Origin of the sequence: Streptosporangium sp. NBC_01810 (genome assembly GCF_035917355.1) — a bacterium.
Lineage (GTDB): Bacteria > Actinomycetota > Actinomycetes > Streptosporangiales > Streptosporangiaceae > Streptosporangium.
Window position 1 is genome coordinate 2,010,574 of the sequence record NZ_CP109070.1, and the last position, 17,140, is coordinate 2,027,713.

Genomic DNA, 17,140 nt, shown 5'->3' on the forward strand with positions numbered 1-17,140 from the left:
CATGTCACTGGCTGTCCAGCCGCTTTACCGCGGCGCCACCGGGTTGAGCACCGCGTTCGGCACCTTCGGCGAACTGCTGCAGGGCAGGCTGGACGAGGCCGACGGGGATTTCCTCGTCACGTTGCCGATCGCGCGCTGGACGGTGGCCACGTTCCTGGCCGACCCGGCCATGTCCACGATCGAAGTCCGGCCACGGCACAAGACGAAGTCGCTCAAACTGGCCCAGATGGTCATGCAGACCATGCCGAAGCCAGTCGGCGGAGTGCTCACTCTGGACAGTGGACTGGCCGAGGGCAAGGGCATGGCCAGCTCATCGGCCGATCTGGTCGCCACCGCGAGGGCGATCGGCAACGCGCTGGACGTGGAGCTGACGCCAAAGTTCATCGAAAGGCTGCTCTGCCAGATCGAGCCGACCGACGGCGTGCTGTATCCCGGAATCGTGGCGTACCACCACCGCAGTGTCCGACTGCGGCGGATACTGGGCTCGCTGCCGTCAATGACCGTGGTCGGCCTGGACGAAGGCGGCGCGGTGGACACGGTTGCCTTCAACCGGATCCCAAAACCTTTCGGCATGGCGGAGAAACGCGAGTACGCCCGGCTGCTCGACCGTCTCGCTTCGGCGGTGGCCACCGGAGACCTGGCTGAGGTAGGAGATGTGGCAACCCGCAGCGCCGAGCTCAACCAGGTCCTGCGTCCGAAGAGGACGCTCAAAGCGATGATTGGGATCTGTGCCGACATCGACGCACTCGGCGTGGTGGTCGGGCACAGTGGAACCGTGATCGGCGTGCTGATCGACCGTTCGACCCCAGCCTATCCCGACAAAGTCGCGGCGGCGGCGAAAGCATGTGCCACGCTGATCGGCAACGTGACGATGTACTCGACCTTGAGCTTCGACTGAAACGCTGGGAGGACAAAGCAAGTGAACGCATCGCCCGACTGGCAGCCGCGGGAGATCCGCCCGGCCGCCGTCGGAGCCGAGGCGAGCACCGGCGGGCTGATCTCGTACCTGAAGAACGTCAGTACTCCTTGATCCGGACGGCCTCGCCCATAGCCACGACGATCTCCCGCTCACCCTTGTACGGCTCGACCGCATGGGCCATCCGGATGTTGTCGACGAGCATGATGTCGCCGTCCTGCCAGGGCTCACGGATGGTGTGGGTGTCGTACACGGCGTTGATGGCGTCGACGGTCGCCCGGTCGAGCGGAGTGCCGTCTCCGGCGAACGTGTTGAACGGCAGGCCGCCGTCGAACGCCGTGATCAGGTAGTCACGGACGTCCGGGTCCATGGTCCACTCATTCAGGAACGCGATCTGGTTGAACCAGCCGAGCCGCCCTGACGCCGGGTGCCGCACCAACGCAGGACGGGTCTGCGTCGTCCGGAGGCTGCCATCCGCGCCCCAGGTTAACGAAATCCCGTGGGCCTCGCAGTACGCCTCTATCACATCCTTGTCGGAACTACCGAACGCGTCCGCCAGCGAAACTCCGACCAGGCCGTTGTAGTGGCGCACCAGCTGCCAGCCGTGCTCCGAGAACCGAGCCACCACATCCGGGTCAAGGGAGTCCAGCACCGCGTGCGAGTCGGCCAGAGCCGTCACGCCACCCGAAACCGGGGCACGCAAGCAGGTGAACGCCAGCACAGTCGGCACATCGGTCACGTAGCTCAGCTCGTGATGCATGCACATCGGCTGGTCCGATGGCCACTTCGTCGCCGAGTACACGCCATGCTCGAGCGAGTCACGTGGCGCGAAGCCCTCACGTTCGGTCACGAACGAGTCGATCAAGGCACGGCTGACGGCTGCGGCCGTGGACACATCCGCGATTTCCAGGCCACGCACCAGCACGGCGCCGTCGGCGGCCAGCAGCGAACGGAGGTCGGCACGGTTGTCGGCCGCCCAGGATGCGGGGTCCGTTTTGGACACCGGAAGGATCTTCACCGGGCGTGCTCCAGTTCGGTGGCGGCGAGACTGAGGTACATGTCGTCGAGCGTGGGTTCCCGATGGCGGGCTCGGCCGCCTCGATCACGGCTTTGTCCAGTGCGCGCACCATGACCGCGAGGTCCGCGGACGTGTCGACCGGCGCGGTGATCGTCAATCCGTCCGCCTCCGCGGTCGATCCAGTCCGCGGCTGCGCTTCCATGTACTGCATGGTCAGCAGCACAGTTGTGCTGTCGGAGGCCGGTTTCTCGACGGCCTCCCACGGCCGAACCTGCTGACCCGGATGTCCCGTGCGTCGATCATCAACTCGGTCACGCATACGAGGGTAGGGCAATTTCCAGGCCGAATCTCTAGCGAAAGACCCAGACCCTGTGTACGGCCGGCAGAACCACGTGCAGCACGTCCGGGTCCGGCCCTGTGGGGTGCGAAAACCCGGATGTGGCCTCTGGTCTGTGGTTATCCGCCCCGTCTATGCGGTCCGCCGGTACTGGTTGATCAGGCCGTCGAGTATCTGTCGGCGTTGCAGGCGGATTTGATCGAGATTGCTGGGTGTAGCCGGGGCATGTGGTGGCTGAGGTGGTTGACGGTCTCGTGAGCGATGGGGACGGTGCCGGTTGTAATGCCACTGGTATGCCTGCAGGACCCGGCGGAGATGGCGGTCGTTGTAGACCAAGAGCCGGTCGGTGCATTCCCGTCGAACGGTGCCGCCCCAACGCTCGGCGATCGCGTTGGCCTGCGGCGCGCGAACCGGCGTTTTGATGACGCGGGCGCCGAGTGAGGTGAACACCTCGTTGAAGACCGCGGTGAATTTGGCGTCGCGGTCGCGAATGAGGAATCTGATGCGCTCGGCCTGCTCTCCCAGGTCCGTGAGCAGGTTGCGGGCCTGTTGAGCGACCCAGGCTTCGGTCGGATGCGCCGTGACACCCACGACGTGAACGGCGCGTGTGGCGTGCTCGATGAAGAACAGAACGTAGAGCCGCTTGAGGAAGACGGTGTCCACGTGGAACAGGTCGCACGCCCAGATGCCCTCGGCCTGCGCTTTCAGGAACTCGCCCCAGCTCAAGCCGCCCGAGTGGGGCCACCTCAAGTCGTCATAACCACTCGGGCCGGTGCGACGTGGTGCCGGACCGAGCCCGGCTCTTTTGAGGATGTCGCGCACTGTGCTGGGCGGCACCCGTAGCCCGACGCCGGCCAGTTCGCCGCTGATGCGCTGATAGCCACCCAGCAGGACCAGGAGCTGAACGACACGTCCGAGGATGAGGTAAAGCAAGGACCACGACACCGTCAGCAGGATGCCCGAGACCTCATCATGCTCGAGCCACGAACCTCCAGGTCAACCACTACGGCCGAGTTTCCGCACCCCACAGGGTGGGGCTTGAACCCACGACCCACGGATTATGAGTCCGTTGACGGTTTTCGCCGGTGCCGCCGTGGTCTTGTGACGCGGGGCTCGCTTCCGCCACAGTTGCTCGGGGGCGTATGTCATCAACGCCCGTGAAAACCGGGCATGCGAAACAGGAGGCGGGGGAGTATGGACACGATCGTCGGGGTGCACGGTATCGGTAAGTACCGCTACTACCGCGACGCGGGTAACTCGGTCGGCGGCGCGGCGGTCGCGATGCGCGACAAGTGGGACCGCTACCTGCACAAGGGCCTGACGGGCGGCAAGCCGCACGTCAAGGAGCGCTACATCACCGAGATCGCCTACTACGCCCATCTGCTGGGTGAGAGCAAGGAGGACTCTCCGCGCGCGGTGCGGAGCATGAACGTCGGCGCCCAGGAGGTCTTCGTCGCCTGGGCCAAGCAGCTCGACTCGGTGGGGGAGGGGCTGACCGGTGCCCTGCACCGGATGACCGGCTGGCTGCTGGACCGGTTGCAGGCCAACGCCGCCGACTTCGCCAAGCTCTTCTGTCCCGAGGTCGCCACCTACATGGCGGCCGGGGGTGAGGCGCGCGAGAAGTCGAGGGCGGCCGTGGCCGAGGTGATCAGGCGGAACCGGCCCAAGGTGGTGATCGCGCACTCGCTGGGCAGCGTGGTGACCTACGAGACGCTCTGGGCCAACCCCGACCTGGAGGTGGACCTGCTGATCACTCTGGGCAGCCCGCTCGGCATGCGCAACGTGATCTTCGAGCGGCTGATGCCCGCACCGGTCAACGGCTGGGGCGAGCGGCCCCCCAAGGTCAGACGGTGGGTGAACATCGCCGACAAGGACGACATCGCGGCGATCCCGCCGGGGCTGCGGACCTGCTTCACCGGCGTCGACCAGGAGGCGCTGGTCAACCTCGACTGGCTCGACTTCCACACCGCGGAGAAATACCTGGGCTGCGGCGCCCTCAACCCCCACCTCAAGCCCTACCTGGGATGACCCGGGCCGGGGTCTCCCCGCCGGCTCGCACTCACCGCCGCGGAGGTCGGCACCTCCGGTTCCCTGACGTGAGCCTCGTCGCTTCCCGAGCCGTCCCTCCGGGTTCCGGTGCGACCACCACCGGGAAGCCGGCCCTTCGCCCCGATGTCGCCCGCCGGTCGGCCGGCGTTAAATCACCGCGGGTAGGGCACTCGCCTGTGCAACGGCTGTTCATCATGCCTTGATGCGCAGGCCATGGCGGGGAAAGCTGGAACGGTTGCACTGGTGGTGTGGAGCAGAAGCTGTCACGCAGAGTGTTTCTTTCCGCCGCCGCCGGTGCGGGCGGCCTGTTGCTCACCGGGGCCGGGCCCGGCCCGGCCCGGACCCTCGCCGGCGACCCGTTCACGCTCGGCATCGCCTCCGGCGACCCGTCGGCGGACGGCGTCGTGCTGTGGACCAGGCTCGCCCTCGACCCGCTCGGCCCGGACGGCCGGGGCGGGATGCCGGTCCGGGACGTGGACGTCGAATGGCAGCTCGCCACCGACGAACGGTTCGCCAGGGTGGTCCGCGCGGGTACCGAGACCGCACGCCGGCAGCGGGCGCACAGCGTCCACGTCGAGGTGGAGCACCTGGAGCACGGCCGGGAGTACTTCTACCGCTTCAGAGCCGAGGGCCACCTGTCGCCGACCGGCCGCACCCGCACCGCCCCGTCCGCGCTGTCCCCGCTGACCCTCGCCATCGCCGCCTGTGCGCACTACGAGCACGGTTTCTACACGGCGTACCGGAGGCTGGCCGAGCAGGATCCCGGGCTGGTCGTCCACCTGGGCGACTACATGTACGAGTACGCGCCACGGGGGTACACGGCCCTCGCCGGGAGTGTCCGGCAGCACACCTCGGGCACCTGCGCCACGCTGGCCGACTACCGGATGCGGCACGCGCAGTACAAGAGCGACCCCGACCTGCAGGCGGCGCACGCGGTCGCGCCGTGGCTGGTGGCCTTCGACGACCACGAGATCGAGAACAACTGGGCGGGAGAGGTCTCCAGCTCCGGGGACCCGGCGTTCGCCCGGCGCAGGGCCAACGCCTTCCAGGCGTACTACGAGAACATGCCGCTGCGCCGGACGAGCGTGCCCGGCGGGGCGTCGATGCGGGTCCACCGCCGGGTGGACTGGGGGCCGCTGGCCCGTTTTCACCTGCTCGACACCCGGCAGTTCCGCGACGACCAGGCCTGCGAGGACGGGCTCAGGTCCGGCTGCGACGACAGGCTGGCCGCCGGGCGCACCCTGCTCGGGGAGGACCAGCGGAACTGGCTGCTCGACGGTCTTGCGACCTCCGGCGCCCGCTGGAACCTGGTCGGCCAGCAGATCCTGATGGCCCAGCGTGACTCCAAGGTCGGGCCGGGTACCGAGGTCAACATGGACTCCTGGGACGGCTACGCCGCCGAGCGCACCCGCCTGCTGACCGGATTCCGGGACTCGGGCGCGGCCAACCCGGTGGTGTTGACCGGAGACGCGCACATGCACCACGCGGCGGACCTGAGGCTCGACTTCGACGACCCCGACTCGCCCCGGGTCGCGGTGGAACTCGTCACCTCCTCGATCGCCAGCGACGGCGACGGTTACCGCGACGAGAGCCGGATCGCCGAGACGATCGCCGAGAACCCGCACATCTCCTATCTCGACCAGCGGCGCGGCTACATCGTCTGCCGCCTTACCCCGCAGGAACTGCACGCCGACTTCCGCACGCTTGAATACATCAGCAGGCGCGGTGCGCCCGCGAAGACCGGTGCTCGGTTCACCATTCCGGCAGGACAGGCGGCACTGACCTAAAGCACCAGAGGAATTTCTGAAGAAATTCCTTCTTGCATATATCTTTCATTTACCCTTCGGTCATGTCTTTCGCGCCAGGTGCTGCCCTTCGGGCTGCGGTCTACAGGCGAGTCAGCAAGGACAAGAGCAAGCGCTCCGGGCTTGTTGGTGATGCTCGGTCTGTTGAGGATCAGAACACAGCCAACGTGAAATCATGTGCTCAATACGGTTAGACCGTAGCTGAATTATTTGCCGATCCAGATCGGAGCGCCTCTCGATTCGCGCGCTCTGGCCGCCCCGACGGGGAGCTCCTCCTGGCGAAGCTAGAACGAGAAGGCGTTCGATGTTCGGGTCCTATGGGAATCCAGCCGCGGTGATCGCAAACCCGTGAGCGGTTCACTTTCCTAGGCCTACTGAACCTGAAAGCTCGACGTGACACGCGATCATGCCTCTGACCTGCAGTGACAGGCGCGTTCTGCGTAACGTCGACCTTTGATCATCAGTATGTCGCGAGCGTGGTGTCTTCATCCACATCACCAACCATGACCGTACCTACGACATGGGCCGGTCTCGTGACTGGAAAGTGCTTGCCGATGAGGGGATCGACTCCGCCTTGGAGTCTGAAGAGATCAGCGAGCAGATCCGGCGAGGCACGGGCCCTCGTGCGTTAGAAGGGGCCTCGCATGGCCGAAAACTGTACGGCTATGACCGCGTCCATGCCGGACACCCGATCGCCTACGTGTCTGGGCGCAAGGAGCAGTGCCGCCGCCAAACGGAGATGTGGCTGGCCGCCAACGTCGGCCACCTCGACGACGCTGAGGGCTTGTGGATGCGCGACGACCACGACAACCAGCCCGACGTGCAGGTGAAGCACGACATCTACACCGAACACTTCGCCCACAGGGAGATCGCCGGAGTCATCGACGACCGCGCGGCCGTCGTCCGCATGTGGCGCGAAGAGCTTGGCCTGACCGTCTTTCAAGTCGCAGCAGGGGATTACTGAGCAGATCAGACAGTGCGGCAATCCGCTCCCCCCTCACCGACCTTGACGAACAGATGGCGCTGTGCCTCATGGCCGGCCGTGATGACGCTGGCGGAGTTCCAGGGGCACGTCAAGGATGAAGCTGACGCCGAGGTCGCCCGGCGGGCATCATGACCAGCCGAGAGGACGCTCGACGAGACCTGAGACGATGCCTCATCATTCGTCTCGCTTTGTACAGCTTCGTCATCGTGGTAGGCGTGGCTGCTCTTTGGTGGGGACGGGGTGCGGCATCGCGAGCGAGTCCTGCCCGACCTGCCGAGGCCGCGGCACTCTCCCTGACACGAAGACGTGCGCTCTCGCGGACTGTGGTCGAGAGTTCAAGTGGCAAGACGAAGGCCGCGGCCGAGAGCATCCGCGCGAGGATGCCGCCTACTGCTCGAAGTCCTGTGGACATTCCGCGACGCGCTCCTCTGACGAGGGCGCGCCGGCTCCGTGCACGCTTCCCCGCGGTGCACGTCGAGCCTGGGGGCCGGCCGGCCCTCCGAGGGCGCCGGCTTGTCATCACTCTGTGGAAACAGTGACGCCTCCAGTTGGCCTACACCCTGCCTGCGGAAACTCTCAAGGGATACAGCTTTATGGGTAGCCGGAAAGGTATATCTAAGGAGGAATTTCTGAAGAGTTGTTGGATGATGCCGCTTATGAGTCCCCTCACCAAGAGGCTCGGCGCCGTGGCTCTCGCCATGGCGCTGGGTGGCACCCTCCTTGTCCAGACCCCAGCCTCGGCCGCCGGGTCCGCCTTACCCGCCGCACCTGCCCGGTCACCCGCCGCTGCGGCGCCCACCGACTTCAGATACGTGATCTCCTTTCCCAAGCACGTCCGCAGGGGCGGATCCCTCGTCTACACGGTCAAGGTCCGTAATGCCAAGGCCCGCGGCCAGCACTACGTGGCGCTCGTCGGGGACTTCTCCACCCGGTTCCGCAAGATCAAGGTGATCTCCAAGCCGCGCAGCGTCAAGTGCTCGGTCAAGCGCCGTGACCTTTCCTGCTGGATCACCTCTCTCGACAAGGGCGACTCGACGACGGTGCGGATCCGCGCCTGGGCGGGCTCGCGCCGGGGCACCGCCACGGCCAGGTTCGGCGTGATCGTCACCACCGACGCGAAGGCCGACATCGACAAGCTCCGTAAGGAGATCCGCCGCACCGTCAAGGCCAGTACCCGCATCCGTTAGTCACCCGGTGGACCGGGGCCGTGCGGCCAGGCTCCTTGAGGTCCTGGCCGCACGGCCCGTCGCGTGGAACGGGCGCCCGCGGCTCCCTCGGAACCAGCCGGAACGAACGGTCAGATCCCGGCGCGGTTACGGGGACGCACGGTCGTCTACCGGGTCGTCTACCGGGTCGTCTACCGAGGGGAGGAGGGGCTGGTGAAGGCGTAGCCGAACAGGGTGTCCCCGGGAGCGCCTGCCAGGGGCCTCGCCGTCGACGGGCGGATACCGGGGTAGGGGCCCTTACGCACGGCCCCGCGCAGCAGGGTGAGCCTGCCGTCGCCCGGGGCGGCGACGACCAGGCCGCGGCCCGGGACCGTGGCCAGAGCACCGCCGAAGTCGCCGCCCGTGCCGGTGACCAGCAGATTGTTGTTCTTGGTGAGGCCGCCGGAACGGGTACCCGCGAGCACCTGGACGGCGTTCTCACCCGGCACCCCGATCGCCAGCTCGTCGTCGCCGTCACCGTTGAGGTCTCCGGCGGCGAGGGCGGCGCCGAAGCGGTCGAAGTAGCGCGGTTCCCCCTTCAGCGAGCGCTGCGACCAGGTTTCCGAGCCCGCGGTGCGCAGCCCGGCGCGGGAGCCGTAGACGACGTGTACCGTGCCGTCGCCGTAGTCCATCGCCCGCTGGTTCTCGGTCAGGCCCTCGCCCGGTACGCCGATCGCCAGGTCGTCGCGGCCGTCGGCGTTGAAGTCACCGCCTGCCAGGGACTCGCCGAAGAAGTCCCAGACCTCGGCGCGGCCGCTGATCCCCGGGCTGTCCTGGGTGAGCAAGGCCGCCTTCCGCCGCCGGACGTCGAGAACGGTGACCGAGCCCTGGCCGTTCTTCAGGGCCGTGTCCGCGGGCGCGCCCACGGCGACCTCGGTCCGGCCGTCGCCGTCGAAGTCCCCGGTGGCGAGCACCGCGCCGAACTGGTCGGTCTCCTTCTCGGGCTGTCCCACCCATCCGGTCTCCTGCGTGATCATGTATGGCTCGCGTCCGCCGAACCCGTACACCCCGATCGCGCCGCCGCCCAGCCCCGGGGCGCCGATCACCAGCTCGTCGTCCCCGTCGCCGTCCAGGTCCCCCGCCGCGAGCGCGGCCCCGAACCGGCCGGACTCGCGCTCGCGGCCCAGGTCCCCGGCGTCGATCACCCGGCCGGGCCGCAGACCGCCCGGCGAGCCGTGAAACAGCTGCACCACTCCGTCGCCGTCGGCCCCCGGCAGGGAGCGGTCCTCCTCGGAGACGCCCACGGCCAGGTCGGCGCAGCGGTCGCCGTCGAAGTCACCGGTCGCCAGCGCCGAGCCGAATGCGTCCCCGGTCTCGCTCTCGCCGGGCACGCCGGGCTCGTCCTGGGTCAGTCTCCGGGCGGTGCGCATGTCGTACAGGACGGTGACCGCCCCCGCTCGGGTGTGGCCGCCGGAGCGGGTGTAGGGCGCGGCGACCGCGAGATCGGCCCGGCCGTCGCCGTCGAAGTCGGAGGGCACGCCGGAGCAGACGCCCGCGATGGAGGTGGCCCCGGCGGCCCCGGCGGCCCCGGCGGAGGAGGCGGGGAGCAGAAGGGAGGGGAGCAGAAGGGAGGCGAAGGTAATGGAGGCGAGAAACGCGGCTCTCATGTATGTGATGGTTTCTGGTAATTCGGACACGCGGCCCACCGGGACATGAAATTCGCGTGGCCGGTACGGGTAAAGAACGTGCCAGGATTGGCAGCATGGAAATCGACCTGGCCGACCTGGGATTCTGGCGGCGGCCGCTCAAGGAGCGGCATGAGGCGTTCGCGCGGCTTCGGGATCTCGATCGGCCGGTGTTCTTCGAGGAGAAGCGGGTGCCGCTGCTCCGCTCGGGCAGGGGTTTCTACGCGCTGGTCAGGCACGCCGACGTGGTGGAGGCCAGCCGCAACGCCAAGGTGTTCTCCAGCGAGCCCGGTGTGACCAGTCCCGAGCCGCCCGGATGGGTCAAACACGTCTTCGGCGAGTCCATGGTCAACATGGACGACCCCCGGCACGCCCGGCTACGCCGCATCGTCTCCCGGGCGTTCAGCCCGAAGATGCTGAGCAACCTGCAGGGCGACATCGACGCCGCGTGCGCGCGGATCGTGGACGACGTGACGGCCTCGGGGCCCGGCGACTTCGTCCAGCAGGTGGCCGCAAGGCTGCCTATTCACGTCATCTGCGACATGATGGGCGTCCCCGACGAGGTGAGGGCCAAGGTCCACCAGCACGTCGACATCTCCACCGCCTACTCCGGCGTGCGGCCCAGCCTGGCGCACACGGTCAGGATGGCCGCCCAGAACACGCTCGCGCTGCTCGCCCTGCAGCGCCTGGTGATCAAACTGGGTAGGGAACGCTCGGGGGCGCCGGGCAACGACCTCGTCTCCGCGCTGGTCACCGCCAATGTCGACGGTGAGAGGCTGACCGACAGGGAACTGGGGTCGTTCTTCACGCTGCTGCTCGTGGCGGGCAACGAGACGGCACGCAACACCATGGCGCACGGTATCAAGCTGCTGACCGACAACCCCGAGCAGCGGCGCCTGCTGGTAGACGACTTCGACGCCCACATCGGTGGTGCCATCGAGGAGATGGTCCGTTACGTCTCGCCCATCATGCAGTTCCGCCGCACCGTCACCGAGGACTACGACCTGCGCGGCCTGCACCTGAAGGCGGGCGACAAGGTGGTGCTCTTCTACGGCTCGGCCAACCGCGACGAGACGGTCTTCCCCGACGCCGACCGGTTCGACATCACCCGGGACACCAAGCCCCACGTGGGCTTCGGCGGTCCGGGGCCGCACTTCTGCCTGGGGGCCAACCTCGCCAGGCAGGAGATCAGGGCGATGTTCCGCGAACTGTTCACCCGGCTGCCCGAGGTCCGCTCGTTCGGCGAGCCGGAACTGCTGGTGTCCAACTTCGACAACAGCGTCCGCAGCCAGGCGTTCACCTTCTGACGGCTCACCTGCCCGGCTGGGGAGCCGTCACCGGGCAGCCCGTCTTCGGCTCCGAGCGGATCAGGACGTTCTCCCGGATGGTGAGGAAGGTGAGCAGCGCCGCGAGGCCCATCATCGACGCGCTGACCAGCCTGGTCGTGTGGAACCCGGTAGTGAAGATCGCGGGAGAGTCGAAGGCGTCGCCGGTCAGCCCGGCCAGCGGGGGGATCGTGGCCACCGCGAGCAGCCCGCCGGTCCTGGCGACGGCGTTGTTGACGCCGCTGGCCACCCCCGCGTGGCGCTCGTCGGCGCTGGCCAGCGCCGTGCCGTCCAGCAGGCGATACCGGAACCGAGCACCGTGGTGAGCAGAACCCGGCGTCCCGTCGCGGAATTGAGACGGATGTGACCGTTGTCCATGCCGTCCATCATCGCTGACGCCCCATGCCCGGCTGACCTGCTCGCATGATTCCGAGAATGTCGGGTGACTCTGGTAGGACGGATCCTGCCACGTTAAGCCTGACGGGAGTTTCCGATGGACCACAGCGAGTTCAACGACGACGTCGACGGTCTCTACCGTGGAGAGTACGCGGGCCTGCCCATCGTGAGCCTGCGTCCTCCAGGGGCGCCCATGCCCGCGGCGGGCGAGGCCGCGTGGCGCCTCTCGGTCCGCGTCTACGACGCGAAGGAGACCTTCGAGGAGCACTTCGCGCGCTTCGTCGCGACCGTCGACACCACCGAGGTCAAGGCGATCATCGTCGGCGGCTGGGGCGAGGCCTACGAGAACGACGCCTCGGGTCCCATCCGGCTGCTGGCCGAGAACGCGGCGCGTCTCCCCGCGCTGCGCTCGCTCTTCCTCGGCGCGATGCCGTCGGAGGAGTGCGAGATCTCCTGGATCCAGCAGGGCGACGTCACCCCGCTGCTGGAGGCGTTCCCGCTGCTGGAGCGGCTGGAGGTCCGTGGTGGCACGGGGCTGGAGCTGCGGCCGATCCGGCATGACAGCCTCAGGATCCTCCGGTTCGAGACAGGCGGTCTGCCCCCCGCCGTGGCCAGGGCGGTCGGCGAGAGCGACTTTCCCGCGCTCGAATACCTGGAGCTCTGGCTTGGGTCGGAGAACTACGGCGGAGACACCACCGTGGCCGATCTGGAGCCCATCCTGTCCGGCGAGCGGCTGCCCGCGCTCAGGCATCTCGGCCTCCAGGACAGCGAGATCCAGGACGAGGTCGCCGCGGCCGTCGCCTCCGCCCCGGTGGTGGCCCGGCTGGAGTCGCTCGCCCAGTCGATGGGCACGCTCACCGACATGGGCGCCGAGGCACTGCTCTCCGGCCGGTCGCTGACCCACCTCAGGCGCCTGGACCTGCACCACCACTTCCTGAGCGACGCCATGGTCGAGCGCCTCAGGACGACGTTCTCCGGCGTCGAGCTCGACGTGTCCGAACAGGAGAAGCCCGACGACGACTGGTACTACGTCGCGGTCTCCGAGTGACCGCGCTCGCCGTCGTCGGCACGCCGGGGGAGCGGCGGGTGACCATGTTCGCCGACGCCTGCGTCCGGCAGGGACTGCGCGAGCCCGCGGTCCTGCCGTGGACGTCCGTGCTGCGCGGTGCGGAGATCCGGATCGAGCCGGGCACGCTGGTAAGGATCGACTCGCCAGGGGAGGACGCGGAGACGGACGAGCTGCTGCGCGGAGGCGGCGAGCCGTCCCGGGTCGGTGGTGGGGCACGCTGGCACGCCGCGTTCGTCGCCGGGGCGGCGCGGGTCCGCGAGGCGGTCGACCGGATGCCGGGGGCCGTGCTGCTCGCCGATGTCGAGGACATCTCGGTGATGTTCGACAAGCGGCGCTGTCACGCCGGGCTGTCGGCGGCCGGGGTGCCGGTGCCGCCCGCGCTTTTCGGGCCGATCCGCGGCTATGCCGAGCTGCGCGAGCGGATGGGGGAGGTGCGCTGGGGGCGGGTGTTCGTCAAACCGGCCCATGGCTCGTCGGCCTCGGGGATCGTCGCCCTGCACGCGTCGGGCGACCGGGTCAGGGCGGTGACCTCGGCGGAGCTGACCTCCGAAGGGCTGCGCAACTCCCTGCGGATCAAGGTTTATGAGAACGAGTCGGACCTGGCGGCGATCGTCGACCTGCTGGCCGGAGACGGTCTCCACGTCGAGCGCTGGTTTCCCAAGGCGAGCATCGGCGGGCGCGCGATAGACCTGAGGGTGGTCGTCGTGGACGGCACGCCCACCCACGCGGTCGTCCGTGCCGGGCGCGGCCCCATGACCAACCTGCATCTCGGTGGCACCCGGGGTGACCTCGGCGTGGTCACGGCCATGCTCGGTCCCGAGGCGTGGGCGGGGGCGCTTGAGGTCTGCGCGCGGGCGGCGGCCTGCTTCCCCGGGAGCCTGGCCGTGGGAGTCGATCTGATGGTCGGGGCCGACTGGCGGAGCCTGGCGGTGGCCGAGGTGAACGCGTTCGGCGACCTGCTGCCCCGGCTGGGGGGCCTGCCCGGAAGCGGCGCGGAGGGCCTCGACACCTACGGCGCCCAGGTCCGCGCGATCCTCGCCCGGCACTCGCGGGAGGAGCCGGAGAGCCTCGCGTCCCGGGCACCGCGACGGCTCGCCGCACGGGCGGTCCGGTGACATCGGGGGCAAGGGAAGGTCCGGTGCGTGCCATGAACGAGGTCGTGGGCAGTCACGACCTGTTGCTGGTGACGCTCGACACGCTCCGCTACGACGTGGCGGAGGAACTGCTGGCCACGGGGCGGCTGCCCACGCTGGCACGGGCGCTGCCCGGCGGGCGGTGGGAGCGCAGGCACAGCCCTGGGAGCTTCACCTACGCCGCGCACGCCGCGATCCTCGCCGGTTTCCTGCCGACCCCCGCCTCGCCGGGACCGCATCCTCGCCCGTTCGCCGCCGCGTTCCCCGGCAGCGAGACCACGGTCCCGGGCACCTGGGTGTTCGACGCGCCCGACCTGCCCGGCGGGCTGGCCGGGGCGGGCTATCACACGATCTGCGTCGGGGGAGTGGGGTTCTTCAACAAGCTGACCCCGCTCGGGTCCGTGCTGCCGGCGATGTTCGCCGAGAGCCACTGGGAGCCGGCCTTCGGGGTCACCGCTCCCGCCTCGTTCGAGGCGCAGATCGTCTGCGCCGAGAGGGCGGTGGCGGGAGTGGACGGCCCGGTGTTCCTGTTCGTCAACGTGTCGGCGCTTCACCAGCCGAACTGGTTCCACCTGCCGGGGGCCACCCGCGAGCACGGCGACAGCCGCCGGAGCCACGCCGCCGCGCTCGAATACGTCGACAGGCACATCGGCAGGCTGTTCGCGCTGATGAGCGAACGGCGGCCGGGGTTCGCGATCGTCTGCTCCGATCACGGTACCGCCTACGGTGAAGACGGATATGTCGGGCACAGGATCGGCCACGAGGTCGTCTGGACCGTGCCCTACGCGGAGTTCACGATGGAGCGGGGGCAATGGCGGTGACCACAGGTTCAGGCCGGGGGCGGGAGACGGCGGGCGGCGAGCGGCCCGTGTTCCCCATGTCCTCTGCATCCCCGGCGCGACCCGCCGATGCCGTGGCGCATGCGGGTCCGTACCAGGGCTACGTCTACGCGTACCCGCACAAGACGGCCTACCGGCCGCTGGAGGACCGGCCTTCGCTGACGGAGGTGTGGGCGGAGGAGCCCACCGACCACCTCTTCCTCTACCTGCACATCCCGTTCTGTGAGATGCGCTGCGGATTCTGCAACCTGTTCACCCGCACCGGCGCCTCCGAGGAACTCGTCGACGCCTACCTCGGTGCGCTGGCACGTCAGGCGAGGGTCGTAAGGGACGCTCTGAGCGGCCCTCGTTTCGTGGCGGCGGCCGTCGGCGGTGGCACGCCGACCTATCTCGACGCCGCCGAGCTCACCCGGATGTTCGACCTCACCGAGCGGATCATGGGCGCCGACCTGCGGGCCGTCCCGGTGGCTGTGGAGACCTCGCCGGCGACCGCGACGGCCGACCGGCTCGCGGTCCTCGCCGAGCGGGGCACGACCCGCGTCTCGATCGGCGTGCAGAGCTTCGTCGACGCCGAGGCCCGTGCGGCGGTCAGGCCGCAGAGACGGCAGGAGGTCGAGACGGCGCTCGGCCGGATCCGTGAGGCCGGATTCGAGACGCTCAACATCGACCTGATCTACGGCATCGACGGGCAGACGGAGGCATCCTGGCGTTACTCGCTGGACGCCGCGCTTGCCTGGAAACCCGAGGAGATCTACCTCTACCCCCTGTACGTCCGCCCGCTCACCGGTCTCGGCCGCCGCGCCCGCGACTGGGACGACCACCGGCTCACCCTCTACCGAGCGGGCCGCGACCACCTGCTCGCCGCGGGGTACGAGCAGGTCTCGATGCGGATGTTCCGGCTGCCGGGGCGGTCGAGCCCCGCCGAGTACACCTGCCAGAGCGACGGCATGGTCGGCCTCGGCTGCGGTGCCCGCTCCTACACCTCCGCTCTGCACCACTCCTACGAGTACGCGGTCGGCGCAGGCCAGGTGCGCGCGATCATCGACGACTACGTACGGCTGGAGACGGAGGGGTTCGCGGTCGCCAACATGGGTTTCCGGCTGGACGACGACGACCGCCGACGCCGCCACCTCATCCAGTCGCTGCTCCAGGCCGAAGGGCTCGACCCGATGGCCTACCGCGCCCGCTTCGGAGCCGGGGTCGAGACCCACTTCGGCGAGGAGCTGGAGCGCCTGGCGGAGAGGGGCCTGCTGGAGCGGGACGCGCCGCCGCCCGGAGGCACGGCGCGGCCCGGGTGGTTCCGGCTCACCGCCGAGGGCCTGGCCCACTCCGACGCGATCGGTCCCGGGCTGTTCTCCGGCAGGGTCCGCGCGCTGATGGCCGGACATGAGGAACGATGAGCACCTCAACAGACTCGCCCGGCTCGCCTGACGCTCCTGTCGCCGGAACCCGCCGCCCGCGGCTCCTGCCGCTCCTGCCGGGCGAGCCCGGTGGACCGGGACAGGGTGGACCGGGACAGGGTGGATCGGGACCGGGTGGGCCGGGTGGCCGGAGCCCCGCCGACGCCGGGGAGTCGTGCGACGGTGGCCAGGGGCGCGACCACCTGACGATCCTCTACCGGGGACCGCTGGCGAGCTGTGACTACGACTGCCCCTACTGCCCGTTCGCCAAACGACGCGACAGCCCGGGGCGGCTGAGGCGGGACCGGGTGGCGCTGGAGCGGTTCACCGCCTGGACGGCCGGGCGAGACCATCCGGTCTCGGTGCTGTTCACCCCGTGGGGCGAGGGCCTCGTCCGCTCGTGGTACCGCCGGGCGATGGTCGAGCTGAGCCACCTCCCGCACGTGCGGCGGGTCGCAATCCAGACCAACTTCAGCTGCCGCCCCGGCTGGCTGGCCGAGGCCGACCTGGACACGCTCGCCCTCTGGGTGACCTACCATCCCGGCCAGGTCACCCACGAGCGCTTTCTCACCCGCTGCCGTGACCTGGTCAGGCGTGGGGTCCGGTTCAGCGTCGGCGTCGTCGGGCTGCCCGAACACCTCGGCCACGCCCGCCGCATCCGGGCCGACCTGCCCGGGGAGGTCTACGTCTGGGTGAACGCGGCGGAGGGCGTCGCCTACACCGACGACGAGGCGGGTGCCTGGACGGCGATCGATCCGCTGTTCCGGTACAGCCGGACACCGCACCGCAGCGCGGGCCTGCCCTGTCGTACGGGCGACAGTGTGATCTCCGTCGACGGCGACGGCACCGTGCGGCGCTGCCACTTCGTCCCGGCCGTGCTCGGAAACCTCTACGAGGGCACGTTCAAGCCGAGGGCCACGGTGTGCCCGGCGGCGATTTGCGACTGCCACATCGGCTACGTGCATCTGGAGACGACCGGCCTCTACGACGTCTTCGCCGGGGGGATCCTGGAACGCATCCCCGCCCGCTGAGGTCAGG

Annotated in this window: 16 protein-coding genes and 1 tRNA gene; 12 read left to right on the forward strand and 5 right to left on the reverse strand. The window is 69.0% G+C overall.

The window, feature by feature from the left end:
* Position 1: 1 nt before the first annotated feature.
* Positions 2-898 carry a GHMP family kinase ATP-binding protein gene (locus OIE13_RS09170; RefSeq protein ID WP_326641094.1) on the forward strand — a complete coding sequence of 299 codons (897 nt, stop codon included), beginning with the start codon at positions 2-4 and terminating at the stop codon, positions 896-898.
* A gap of 118 nt (positions 899-1,016) precedes the next feature.
* Here OIE13_RS09170 and OIE13_RS09175 read toward each other — a convergent pair whose 3' ends face one another.
* Complete coding sequence (locus tag OIE13_RS09175; protein WP_326641092.1) at positions 1,017-1,919, reverse strand: TauD/TfdA family dioxygenase; 903 nt, start codon at positions 1,917-1,919, stop codon at positions 1,017-1,019.
* Between the two features lie 20 nt (positions 1,920-1,939).
* On the opposite strand from OIE13_RS09175, the gene OIE13_RS09180 reads away from it, so the two are divergent.
* Complete coding sequence (locus tag OIE13_RS09180) at positions 1,940-2,212, forward strand: hypothetical protein (protein WP_326641090.1); 273 nt, start codon at positions 1,940-1,942, stop codon at positions 2,210-2,212.
* Positions 2,213-2,403: 191 nt separating this feature from the next.
* On the opposite strand, the gene OIE13_RS09185 is transcribed toward OIE13_RS09180, so the two are convergent.
* Positions 2,404-3,216: an integrase core domain-containing protein gene (locus tag OIE13_RS09185; protein WP_326641089.1), complete on the reverse strand. Its 813-nt coding sequence runs from the start codon at positions 3,214-3,216 to the stop codon at positions 2,404-2,406.
* Between the two features lie 78 nt (positions 3,217-3,294).
* Positions 3,295-3,368, reverse strand: a tRNA-Met gene (locus OIE13_RS09190).
* A gap of 97 nt (positions 3,369-3,465) precedes the next feature.
* Here OIE13_RS09190 and OIE13_RS09195 point away from each other — a divergent pair.
* From OIE13_RS09195 to OIE13_RS09210, 4 genes are all read left to right on the forward strand, one after another.
* Positions 3,466-4,299 carry a hypothetical protein gene (locus OIE13_RS09195; protein ID WP_326641087.1) on the forward strand — a complete coding sequence of 278 codons (834 nt, stop codon included), beginning with the start codon at positions 3,466-3,468 and terminating at the stop codon, positions 4,297-4,299.
* Positions 4,300-4,568: 269 nt separating this feature from the next.
* The gene (locus tag OIE13_RS09200) at positions 4,569-6,107 is read left to right on the forward strand and encodes an alkaline phosphatase D family protein (RefSeq protein WP_326641086.1); all 1,539 of its coding nucleotides are present in this window, start codon (positions 4,569-4,571) and stop codon (positions 6,105-6,107) included.
* Positions 6,108-6,669: 562 nt separating this feature from the next.
* Entirely contained in the window at positions 6,670-7,089 is a 420-nt protein-coding gene (locus tag OIE13_RS09205; protein WP_326641085.1) for a phosphatase domain-containing protein, read from the forward strand.
* A 677-nt stretch (positions 7,090-7,766) separates the two neighbouring features.
* Positions 7,767-8,297: a hypothetical protein gene (locus OIE13_RS09210; protein ID WP_326641083.1), complete on the forward strand. Its 531-nt coding sequence runs from the start codon at positions 7,767-7,769 to the stop codon at positions 8,295-8,297.
* 170 nt (positions 8,298-8,467) lie between these two features.
* On the opposite strand, the gene OIE13_RS09215 is transcribed toward OIE13_RS09210, so the two are convergent.
* Positions 8,468-9,922, reverse strand: coding sequence for an FG-GAP repeat protein (locus tag OIE13_RS09215; RefSeq protein ID WP_326829869.1), 1,455 nt, complete (start codon positions 9,920-9,922; stop codon positions 8,468-8,470).
* Positions 9,923-10,017: 95 nt separating this feature from the next.
* On the opposite strand from OIE13_RS09215, the gene OIE13_RS09220 reads away from it, so the two are divergent.
* Positions 10,018-11,247: a cytochrome P450 gene (locus OIE13_RS09220; RefSeq protein ID WP_326641076.1), complete on the forward strand. Its 1,230-nt coding sequence runs from the start codon at positions 10,018-10,020 to the stop codon at positions 11,245-11,247.
* Positions 11,248-11,251: 4 nt separating this feature from the next.
* On the opposite strand, the gene OIE13_RS09225 is transcribed toward OIE13_RS09220, so the two are convergent.
* On the reverse strand, positions 11,252-11,515 hold the full coding sequence (locus OIE13_RS09225; RefSeq protein ID WP_326829870.1) for a hypothetical protein: 264 nt from the start codon (positions 11,513-11,515) through the stop codon (positions 11,252-11,254).
* A gap of 243 nt (positions 11,516-11,758) precedes the next feature.
* Between OIE13_RS09225 and OIE13_RS09230 the strand changes: the two genes are divergently transcribed.
* From OIE13_RS09230 to OIE13_RS09250, 5 genes are read left to right on the forward strand one after another with little or no spacing between them, the layout of a single operon-like run.
* Positions 11,759-12,709, forward strand: a complete 951-nt coding sequence (locus tag OIE13_RS09230) for an STM4015 family protein (protein WP_326829871.1) — start codon at positions 11,759-11,761, stop codon at positions 12,707-12,709.
* Positions 12,706-13,845, forward strand: coding sequence for an STM4014 family protein (locus OIE13_RS09235; protein ID WP_326641072.1), 1,140 nt, complete (start codon positions 12,706-12,708; stop codon positions 13,843-13,845). The genes OIE13_RS09230 and OIE13_RS09235 overlap by 4 nt, the downstream gene beginning before the upstream one ends.
* A gap of 32 nt (positions 13,846-13,877) precedes the next feature.
* Positions 13,878-14,684 (forward strand): STM4013/SEN3800 family hydrolase, encoded by an 807-nt coding sequence (locus OIE13_RS09240; RefSeq protein WP_326641070.1) that lies wholly within the window; start codon positions 13,878-13,880, stop codon positions 14,682-14,684.
* A 56-nt stretch (positions 14,685-14,740) separates the two neighbouring features.
* Positions 14,741-16,102: an STM4012 family radical SAM protein gene (locus tag OIE13_RS09245; RefSeq protein WP_326641068.1), complete on the forward strand. Its 1,362-nt coding sequence runs from the start codon at positions 14,741-14,743 to the stop codon at positions 16,100-16,102.
* On the forward strand, positions 16,099-17,133 hold the full coding sequence (locus OIE13_RS09250; RefSeq protein WP_326641066.1) for an STM4011 family radical SAM protein: 1,035 nt from the start codon (positions 16,099-16,101) through the stop codon (positions 17,131-17,133). Before OIE13_RS09245 ends, OIE13_RS09250 begins: the two co-directional genes overlap by 4 nt.
* Positions 17,134-17,140: the final 7 nt, after the last annotated feature.

What these genes read in the sequence shown, in the direction of transcription:
- OIE13_RS09250 (WP_326641066.1), top strand. Translation starts at nt 16,099, where the DNA reads ATGAGCACCTCAACAGACTCGCCCGGCTCGCCTGACGCTCCTGTCGCC.
- OIE13_RS09170 (WP_326641094.1), top strand. Translation starts at nt 2, where the DNA reads ATGTCACTGGCTGTCCAGCCGCTTTACCGCGGCGCCACCGGGTTGAGC.
- OIE13_RS09215 (WP_326829869.1), bottom strand. Translation starts at nt 9,922, where the DNA reads ATGAGAGCCGCGTTTCTCGCCTCCATTACCTTCGCCTCCCTTCTGCTC.
- OIE13_RS09245 (WP_326641068.1), top strand. Translation starts at nt 14,741, where the DNA reads ATGTCCTCTGCATCCCCGGCGCGACCCGCCGATGCCGTGGCGCATGCG.
- OIE13_RS09220 (WP_326641076.1), top strand. Translation starts at nt 10,018, where the DNA reads ATGGAAATCGACCTGGCCGACCTGGGATTCTGGCGGCGGCCGCTCAAG.
- OIE13_RS09195 (WP_326641087.1), top strand. Translation starts at nt 3,466, where the DNA reads ATGGACACGATCGTCGGGGTGCACGGTATCGGTAAGTACCGCTACTAC.
- OIE13_RS09230 (WP_326829871.1), top strand. Translation starts at nt 11,759, where the DNA reads ATGGACCACAGCGAGTTCAACGACGACGTCGACGGTCTCTACCGTGGA.
- OIE13_RS09240 (WP_326641070.1), top strand. Translation starts at nt 13,878, where the DNA reads ATGAACGAGGTCGTGGGCAGTCACGACCTGTTGCTGGTGACGCTCGAC.
- OIE13_RS09210 (WP_326641083.1), top strand. Translation starts at nt 7,767, where the DNA reads ATGAGTCCCCTCACCAAGAGGCTCGGCGCCGTGGCTCTCGCCATGGCG.